The organism is Prevotella sp. SGI.167 (assembly GCF_050313615.1).
Taxonomy (GTDB): Bacteria; Bacteroidota; Bacteroidia; order Bacteroidales; family Bacteroidaceae; genus Prevotella.
The window spans coordinates 49,031-58,505 of record NZ_JBNPLT010000023.1 but is presented as its reverse complement, the minus strand read 5'-3'; the positions used below and the strand labels follow the sequence as shown (position 1 = coordinate 58,505).

The window sequence follows — 9,475 nt, the reverse complement described above, 5'->3', positions numbered from 1 at the left end:
TTATATATATAATAATATATAATATAAAATAATTACTTATAGTTTATAACTGCATAAAGGATAACTATCGCGAAAAAAACTGAATACTGAGTACTGAGTACCCTCTTAGGCACCATACGTCCTTTCCCTTCGGCCGTTGAGTGCGAGTAAATGGTCCAGACAGTTGTTTATAAAAAAATACAGCCGCAAGTAATAAAACTTACGACTGTATTCATAACAACCATGACTCTTCAGAGAGTCTCCTAAAAAAACTAAAACTGAGTGATTCCGTTGGGGTTCGAACCCAAGACCCACAGCTTAGAAGGCTGTTGCTCTAATCCAACTGAGCTACGGAACCATTTTCCTTAGTCCTTTTTCTTGTTTGCGGCTGCAAAGGTAATACTTTTTCTTGGAACTACCAAATTTTTTTTCAACTATTTCTTAAAAACTCGTTTTTTATAAAGCTTTTGCCCTTCCAACTTCGACTGGTTGGTCAGCTTTATAAACGTCTACATTTTTAAATAATTGCTTTATCACCTATTAATTCATAAAAAATCTATAAAAAAAGTTTGTGGTTTCAGAAATTATTTGTAATTTTGTACTGTCATTCAGATTTTTGCCTTGTCTCTTAATGCGACACAAAGACAGACGGAACATCTGAGATGATAAACTGGGGCTTTTCAGATGCTCTGTACCTAATATAATAATATTGCTAACTAACTGTGTCGCAGAATTTAGGGATGAAAATTAAGAGTTTTTTGATTGCGTCTTTGGCTGCATTTTCTCTGACAGCTGGCGCACAGTCTTTGTCACCAAGTACTAAATGGCATTGGGACAAGGGTACAATCGTAGTTGACACACCTGAGCGTCCTGCCGGACAGGAGAACGTATTGGGTTTGAAGGCTCCAAAGTTGCAGACAGTACGTGTGGGCTTTGTGGGTCTGGGAATGCGTGGTCCATGGGCTGTGATGCGTTTCTGCCACATTCCTGGTGTAGAAATCGTTGCCCTTTGTGATTATGAAGAGGCTAGAGCCGAGAAATCTCAGGAGTATCTCCGCAAGCAGGGATTGAAGCCTGCCGACATCTACAGCGGAGCCAAGGGCTACGAGGAGTTGTGCAAGCGCAAGGACATCGACCTGGTTTACATCGCTGCCGACTGGAATCACCATTTCCCAGTGGCTAAGATGGCGATGGAGAACGGCAAGCATACTGCCATCGAGGTGCCTAGTGCAATGAACCTGGAACAGTGCTGGAGCCTGATTGACCTCAGCGAGAAGACACGTCAGCATTGCTTCATTCTGGAGAACTGCTGCTATGACTATTATGAGATGAACGCCCTGGCTATGGCGCAGGACGGTGTTTTCGGAAACATCATCCGTGCTGAGGGTGCTTACATCCACTGCCTGGAGGACTTCTGGAATGCTTACTGGCAGGATCCTAATGACAATGACAAGGACAATCTGCACTGGCGCATGAAGTACAACATGGAGAACCGTGGTGACGTTTATCCTACTCACGGCTTGGGTCCTGTGGCTCAGTGTCTGAACATCCACCGTGGCGACCGCTTCACAACATTGGTTGCAATGGATACGGAATCATTCGTAGGCAAGGACTGGGTTTCAAAGAAGAGCGGCAAGGAGTGCAAGGAGTTCCGCAATGGCGACCACACTACTACCTTGATGCGTACAGCCAAGGGTAAGGTAGTGGAGATTCAGCACAACGTGATGACTCCTCAGCCATACAACCGATTGTTCAAGTTGACCGGAACCAAGGGTTATGCTACCAAGTATCCTACCGAGGAGTTTGCTCTCTCTGGTGATGCTTTGAAGGGTACAGGTGCTCCTCAGATGGACAACCTCAATGCTCACGGATTCATGAACAAGGAGCAGAAGGAAGCGTTGGTGAAGAAGTATTATCATCCTATCCTCAAGAAGTATGGTGAGCTGGGCCGTCAGATGGGTCACGGCGGTATGGACTTCATCATGGATTCTCGATTGGTTTACTGTCTGCAGAACGGTTTGCCATTGGATATGGACGTTTACGACCTGGCTGAGTGGTGCTCACTGGCAGAGTTGGGAGCCATCTCAATGGACAACAACTGTGCACCCGTAGCCTTCCCAGACTTCACCCGTGGTTTCTGGAACAAGGTGCAGGGTTACAAGCACCAGTATGCTTCTCCTGAGGACGAGGCTGCTACCGAGGCAGCTGCCGCTGCTTACACCAAGGCTCAGAAGGCTGCAACAGCCAAGTATAATCTGTGGAAGCTCTATGACGCCGTAGCTGCTGCCAAGAAGGCAAACAATGCGAAGGCAGTGAAGAGCGCAACAGCCAAGTACAAGAAGGCGGTAGTTGCAGCAAAGAAGGCAATGGTTGCCAAGAAATAAGGATTATAGAACTTTCGCATTTTTCCCCACACGCCCTGAAAGGGCAGAAGCTCCTAAGCTCAGGGCAGCGCCCTGGGTTAATTATGGTCGCAAGCCTGTCGCCCTGTAAGGGCAAAAGCTTCAAAGGCCAGACGATTTAAAAAGCTTTTGCCCTTACAGGGCGTTTTTATTGAATACCCGTATACCCAGGGCGTTGCCCTGGGCTAGGGGCTTCTGCCCTTTCAGGGCGTATTGCCATGATTTATACAGGCGATGGGGGAACTTTCTAACTAGGAAAAACTTAATACAAAAATCAACAAATGAAAAGAACTCATTTAATACTATTCGCTGGAATACTGTGCTGCTCTCCTGCCTGGGCAGGCGACGTGCTGGGAGGATATTTCTACCAACAGCAGGAAGCACCAACGGGATGGGAATGGCAAAGTCCTGATTCCGTGGCAGTTAACAAGCTACAGCCACATGCCTGGTTCTTCTCGTTCAGAAATATTGACGAGGCGAGAAAGGTATTGCCGGAAAACAGTTCCTATTGGAAATCACTCGACGGAATGTGGAAATTCCATTGGGCGCCGAATCCTGATGAACGGCCAAAGGACTTTTTCCGTACAGACTATGACGTTTCGAAATGGGACGACATCAAGGTGCCGATGAACTGGAACATGGCTGGACTACAGAGAGACGGAAAGAACAAGTATGGAGATCCGCTTTACTCCAACCAGCGCGTTATCTTCCAGCACTCCTGGCAGCCGATGAACGACTGGAAGGGTGGAGTGATGCGTACACCGCCAAAAGACTGGATGACCTACCGTAACCGCAACGAGGTGGGCTCCTATCGCAGAACCTTCACCGTGCCTGCCGACTGGAAGGGACAGGAAATCTATCTCAACTTCGACGGAGTGGATTCCTTCTTCTATCTCTACATCAACGGCAAATACGTAGGATTCTCGAAGAACTCCCGAAATCTGGCTGAATTCAATATTACACCTTATTTAAATAAGGAGGGTGAAGAGAATACGGTGGCAGTAGAGGTTTACCGCCATTCTGACGGTTCGTTCCTCGAAAGCCAGGACATGTTCCGACTGCCAGGTATTTTCCGTACCGTGGCGCTGACGGCAAAGCCTCAGGTGCAGGTGAGAGACTTCAAGGCAATTCCTGACCTGGACGAAACCTACAGCAACGCCAAGCTCCACATCACAGCCCAGCTTCAGAATCTATCGAAGAAGGCTATCAAGGGCTACACTATCCAGTATTCACTCTACGCCAACCGCCTTTATTCTGATGAGAACACCCTGCTCAGCGGTGTAACCGCATCGGCTAAGCTCGCTGGCAAGCTGAACGCAAAGGGAGAAATCGAACTCGAAGCTACGCTGGATGCTGCCAACAAGGTGAACCTCTGGAGTGCAGAAGCACCTCATCGCTACACGCTGGTGGGCGAGCTGAAGGACGGAAAGGGCAGAACCGTGCAGACTTTCTCTACCTTCGTTGGTTTCAGAAAGGTGGAAATCAAGGAAACTCCGGCAGAAAAGGATGAGTTCGGACTGGCGGGAAGATACTATTATCTGAACGGTCAGCCTATCAAGCTGAAGGGCGTGAACCGTCATGAGAACAATGTTAAGGCAGGCCACACCGTGAGCCGCGAACAGATGGAGCACGAGGTGTTTCTGATGAAGCGTGGCAACATCAACCACGTGCGCAACTGCCACTATCCGGATGCGCCTTACTGGTACTATCTGTGCGACAAGTACGGCATTTACCTGGAGGACGAGGCAAACATCGAGAGCCATGAGTATTACTACGGCAAGCAGAGTCTTTCTCACGTTCCGGAGTTCCGTAACGCCCACATCGCAAGAAACATGGAGATGGTTCACGCTACAGTCAATCATCCTTCCGTGGTGATCTGGAGTCTGGGTAACGAGGCTGGTCCGGGCAAGACCTTTGTGGACTGCTACAATGCCATCAAGGCTTACGACACCAGTCGCCCGGTTCAGTATGAGCGCAACAACGATATCGTGGACATGGGTTCCAACCAGTATCCATCCATCGCATGGGTGCAGGGAGCCGTTCAGGGCAAGTACAAGCTGAAGTATCCGTTCCACATCTCAGAATATGCGCATTCCATGGGAAATGCCTGCGGAAACCTCATCGACTACTGGGATGCTATCGAGAGCACCAACTTCTTCATGGGTGGCGCCATCTGGGACTGGGTAGACCAGGCTCTGGACAAGCAGGACCCTGCTACCGGCAAGACCTACTGGGCTTACGGAGGCGACTTTGGAAAGGACAACAAGCCTAACGACGGAATGTTCTGCATGAACGGAATCATGCGCCCTGACCTCACTCCAAAGGCTCAGTATTTCGAGGTAAAGAAGGTTTACCAGAATGTGGGCGTTAAGGCAATCGACATGAAGCAGGGACAGATTGAAATCTTCAACAAGAACTACTTCGAGCCTCTGAAGAACTATCAGATAGTATGGTCGCTCTATAAGGACGGAGTCTGCGTGAAAAAGAATCAGCCATTGCAGGGAGCCAAGAACATCGTAGGTCCTCGCGAGAAGGGAATCTACACCTTGCCATACGATTATGCAAGTCTGGATGCTAACAGCGAGTACTTCGTGACCGTCCAGTTCCTTCTGGGCAAGGACATGCCTTGGGCCAAGAAGGGGTATGTGCAGATGGAAGAGCAGCTGAGAGTGAAGGGTGCTGATGTTGCCGCACCTTCTATCGCTGCAGTTGCCAAGACTGGAAAGGCGATGAAATATCAGCTGGATAAGGCTGCTAAACGTGCCAGCATCACGGGCGAGAACTTCCAGGTGGCTTTCGACCTGAACACCGGATCCATCTACAGCCTGAAGTACGGCAACCAGATAATCATCAAGGATGGCAATGGCCCTCAGCTGGATGCTTACCGTGCGCCTACGGATAACGATGCCGGAATCGGTTACCACAACGCATGGTTCAAGAACGGACTCTATGACCTGCAGCACGTGGTGAAGAGCTGGACCTGCACTCCTAACAAGAAGGATGGAACCTACAAGCTCGACTTCACCGTGGAGAGCCTGGGCAAGGAAGGCTGCGACGTGAACTATGGCAACCGTGACCGTGACCCAGAGTCTTGCTACAATTTCGAGAAGAACAAGCGCGCCCTGACAGATGCTGACTTGAAGTTCACTTCCCGTCAGATCTACACCATCTACAAGGACGGTTCCATCGAAATGCAGAGCGCCATCGGAGCCAACCGTTCTAAGGTAATCCTGCCTCGCATCGGTTACTCTATGGTATTGCCAAGCGAGCTGAACCAGTATGATTACTACGGCCGTGGACCGGTGAACAACTATAACGACCGCAAAACCAGCCAGTTTATCGGTTGGTACCACAGTCCGGTGGCAGAGCAGGGCATTATGCTTCCTAAGCCTCAGGCACAGGGCAACCGCGAGGAGGTTCGCTGGTGCGCAGTTACCAACAGCCAGCAGCAGGGCGTGGTGTTCATCTCCGACAGCACCATGTCGGCTTCGGCTCTCCCTTGGAGTCAGCAGGAATTGACCTTGGCTGCTCATCCTTATCAGTTGCCAAAGAGCAGCGGAACCCATCTGCACCTGGATGCAAAGGTTACCGGTCTGGGTGGCGCAAGTTGCGGACAGGGTGGTCCTTTGACTCCTGATCAGGTTCGCAGCACTCCAACCACCTTCGGATTCATCATCCGTCCAGCCGTGAAGTCAGAGCTTCCAAATCTCGTGAAGGTTTCAGCTACGGGCAGAAAGATGGTGAAGGACATCATGCAGCAGATGAAGCAGAACCAGCAGAACACCGGTTTGCAGATTGCCTTTGCTTCCAGCCAGGAGCCTGATGAGGGCGATGCTGCCTATCTGGTAGACGGTGACCCTTCAACTATCTGGCACACGATGTATTCCATCACCTTGGCGAAGTATCCTCACTGGGTTGACTTCGATGCTGGTAAGCAGAAGGTAATCAAGGGCTTCACTTACCTGGCACGTCAGGACGGTTCGCTGAATGGTTGCATCAAGGATTACGAAATCTATGTAAGCAACGATAACAAGACTTGGGGAGAACCTGTTGCAAAGGGCAGTTTCGAGAAGACAGCCAAATTGCAGAAGGTAATGTTCGGAAAGCCTGTCAAGGCACGCTACGTCCGTTTGCGTGCACTGAATGAACAGAGCGGTCAGGACTATGCTTCCGGAGCTGAGTTCACTCTTGTAACGGAATAAAAAGCCCACACGACCAGAAAGGGCAGAAGCTTTAAATTACCCCATATATACAAATCGCCCTGAAATGAGTTGAGTTTCATTTCAGGGCGATATTTTTTTGAAAACCTTTTTTAAAAATCCTTTCAGTTCAGACTGGGATTAGTGCTGAACAGGGATTTTCTTAACGCGGCGCTCATGACGACCACCTTCGAATGTGGTGCTGAAGAACTCGTCGAGAATAGTCTCAGCGGTCTTGTTGTCAACGAAACGGCCAGGAAGAACCAAAACATTGGCATCATTATGCTGACGAACAAGATGAGCAATCTCCTTGCACCATGCCAAACCGGCACGCACACCTTGATGCTTATTCAATGTCATGGCAATACCTTCACCACTGCCACAAATACCAATACCAGGATAAACCTCACCGCTCTCAATGCCTTCAGCAAGAGCGTGACCAAAGTCTGGATAGTCTACACTAGCATCGCTATAAGTACCGTAATCCTTAACAGGATAACCCTTCTTTTCCAAATATTCCAAAACGAACTGCTTCAATGGAAAACCTGCATGGTCGCATGCAATACCAACTGTCTTTACTTCCATAATACTTAAGTTTTTTAAGTGAAGAACGAAGAGTGAAGAATTCAAATCCTTTTTCTCTCGCATACCTGCTTCATCGCTTCACCAGGTTAATAAAATATTAAAGGGATAAGATTCTGTATTCATCTTACATGAAACACGAAACATGCCCCACTTGATAAATATGAAAAGGAGAGTGAAGAGCGAATAGCTGAAGATGATTCAAAAGATTATCCGAAAATAAAACCATTGAATTCTTCACTCTTCGTTCTTCACTCTTCACTTAACTTTATGCTTCAGCCAAGAAAGCCTTTACCTGCTTGTAAACGTTCTCGCCTGTGTAACCGAGCTTCTCATCAAGTACCTTGTAAGGAGCTGAGAAACCGAAGCTCTCCATACCCCAAACCTTACCGTTGGCACCTACGAGACCCTGGAGTGTTACAGGAAGACCGGCAGTCATACCGAAGATCTTAGCGTTCTTTGGCAATACGCTCTCCTGATATTCCTTGCTCTGACTGCGGAACAAGCCCTCTGATGGAGCACTTACCACGCGAACCTTGATGCCGTCAGCACGCAAAGCCTCGCAACCAGCCTCCAATGTAGAAACCTCAGAACCGCTAGCTACCAGGATAACGTCTGGATTCTCATCGCTGCCTGCTACGATGTAAGCACCCTTGGCAGCCTGCTCATAGTCTGTTCCCTCTGGCAACTTAGCGATGCCCTGGCGAGAGAAGATTAAAGCTGTAGGAGTCTCAACGTTCTCCATAGCAAGCTTCCAGCAAACGGTAGTCTCGTCAGCATCTGCAGGACGGAATACGCGAACGCTGTCCTTGCCAGCGTGGTTCTTCAACTTCTCCATCAGGCGGATCTGTGCCTCCTGCTCAACTGGCTCGTGAGTAGGTCCGTCCTCACCAACGCGGAATGCATCGTGAGTCCAGATAAACTTAACAGGAACCTGCATCAGGGCAGCGATACGAACAGCTGGCTTCATATAATCAGAGAATACGAAGAATGTACCCATTGCTGCAACCACACCACCGTGGAGCATCATACCGATACACATATCAGCCATTGTCAACTCAGCAACACCTGCCTGGAAGAAAGCACCTGAGAAGTCACCACGAACGATGCTCTTGGTCTTCTTCAAGAAACCATCTGTCTTATCTGAGTTAGAAAGGTCAGCAGATGCACAGATCATGTTAGGAACCTGCTCTGCCAAAACACCGAGACAAGCAGCAGAAGCAGCACGAGTAGCTGAACCAGCCTTCTGCTCAACCTTGCTCCAGTCTACCTTAGGAGCCTTGCCGCTGAACCACTCATCCATCTGAGCGGCCTTCTCTGGGTTAGCCTTGCGCCACTCTGCCTCTGCAGCCTTGCGCTCAGCAACGATCTTCTTCAACTCCTCAGCACGCTTTGCGTAAATCTCCTTTACATCGTCGAAGATAACGAATGCATTCTCAGGGTCACCACCGAGGTGTTTGATTGTATTTACGTAAGCGTCGCCACCGAGAGGAGCACCGTGAGTATTGATGCAAGCCTCGTAGCTTGTGCCGTCTGCGCGGAGAGCACCCTTACCCATTACTGTCTTACCGATGATGAGGGTAGGGCGATCCTGCTCCTTCTGGGCAGCATCGAGAGCCTCACGAATCTGAGCCACGTCGTTACCATTGATCTTGATGACATTCCAGCCCCAAGCCTTGTACTTCATCTCTGTATCCTCGTTCATTACAACGCCACACTCTGTAGAGAGCTGGATGTCGTTAGAATCGTAGAACATGATAAGGTTGTTCAAACCAAGGTTACCAGCGATACGACCAACACCCTGAGAGATTTCCTCCTCTACAGCACCATCAGAAATATATGCGTAAATCTTGTGCTGCATCATCGTAGAACCCAGACGAGCCTCGAGGAACTTCTCTGCAACAGCTGCACCAGCTGCGAGGGCATGACCCTGACCGAGAGGACCTGATGAGTTCTCAATACCACGCTCAAGGTCGAGCTCTGGGTGACCTGGAGTTACTGAACCCCACTGGCGGAACTGCTTGAGGTCTTCCATTGAGAAGAAACCACGCAAAGCCAAACCAGCATAGAGCATTGGGCTCATGTGACCTGGGTCGAGGAAGAAGCGGTCACGACCAGTCCATGTTGGATCTGCTGGATCATAAACCAAGTACTCTGCGAAGAGTACGTTGATGAAATCAGAACCACCCATAGCACCACCTGGGTGACCAGAGTTTGCCTTTTCTACCATTGAAGCAGCCAAGATACGGATATTATCTGCTGCATGATTCATTACTTTAATGTCGTTCATAACACAAATTACTTTATTTTGTT

The 9,475-nt window shown here is 49.1% G+C and carries 4 protein-coding genes and 1 tRNA gene; 2 read left to right on the top strand and 3 right to left on the bottom strand.

The genetic code is table 11. The annotated features are described in order from the left end of the window. Window positions 1–262: 262 nt before the first annotated feature. Window positions 263–337 (bottom strand) — tRNA-Arg (locus ACQRBJ_RS11720). Between the two features lie 382 nt (window positions 338–719). On the opposite strand from ACQRBJ_RS11720, the gene ACQRBJ_RS11715 reads away from it, so the two are divergent. After that, window positions 720–2,363, top strand: coding sequence for a Gfo/Idh/MocA family protein (locus ACQRBJ_RS11715; protein WP_441936629.1), 1,644 nt, complete (start codon window positions 720–722; stop codon window positions 2,361–2,363). 299 nt (window positions 2,364–2,662) lie between these two features. Next, entirely contained in the window at window positions 2,663–6,583 is a 3,921-nt protein-coding gene (locus ACQRBJ_RS11710; protein ID WP_445303699.1) for a glycoside hydrolase family 2 TIM barrel-domain containing protein, read from the top strand. 138 nt (window positions 6,584–6,721) lie between these two features. Here the strand turns inward: ACQRBJ_RS11710 and rpiB are convergent, their stop codons facing one another. Together rpiB and ACQRBJ_RS11700 are read right to left on the bottom strand one after the other, a co-directional pair. Further along, window positions 6,722–7,165 (bottom strand): ribose 5-phosphate isomerase B, encoded by a 444-nt coding sequence (gene rpiB, locus ACQRBJ_RS11705; protein WP_153121784.1) that lies wholly within the window; start codon window positions 7,163–7,165, stop codon window positions 6,722–6,724. A 265-nt stretch (window positions 7,166–7,430) separates the two neighbouring features. After that, a complete protein-coding gene (locus tag ACQRBJ_RS11700) occupies window positions 7,431–9,452 on the bottom strand; it encodes a transketolase family protein (RefSeq protein ID WP_445303698.1) in 2,022 nt (673 codons plus the stop codon). Window positions 9,453–9,475 lie beyond the last annotated feature (23 nt).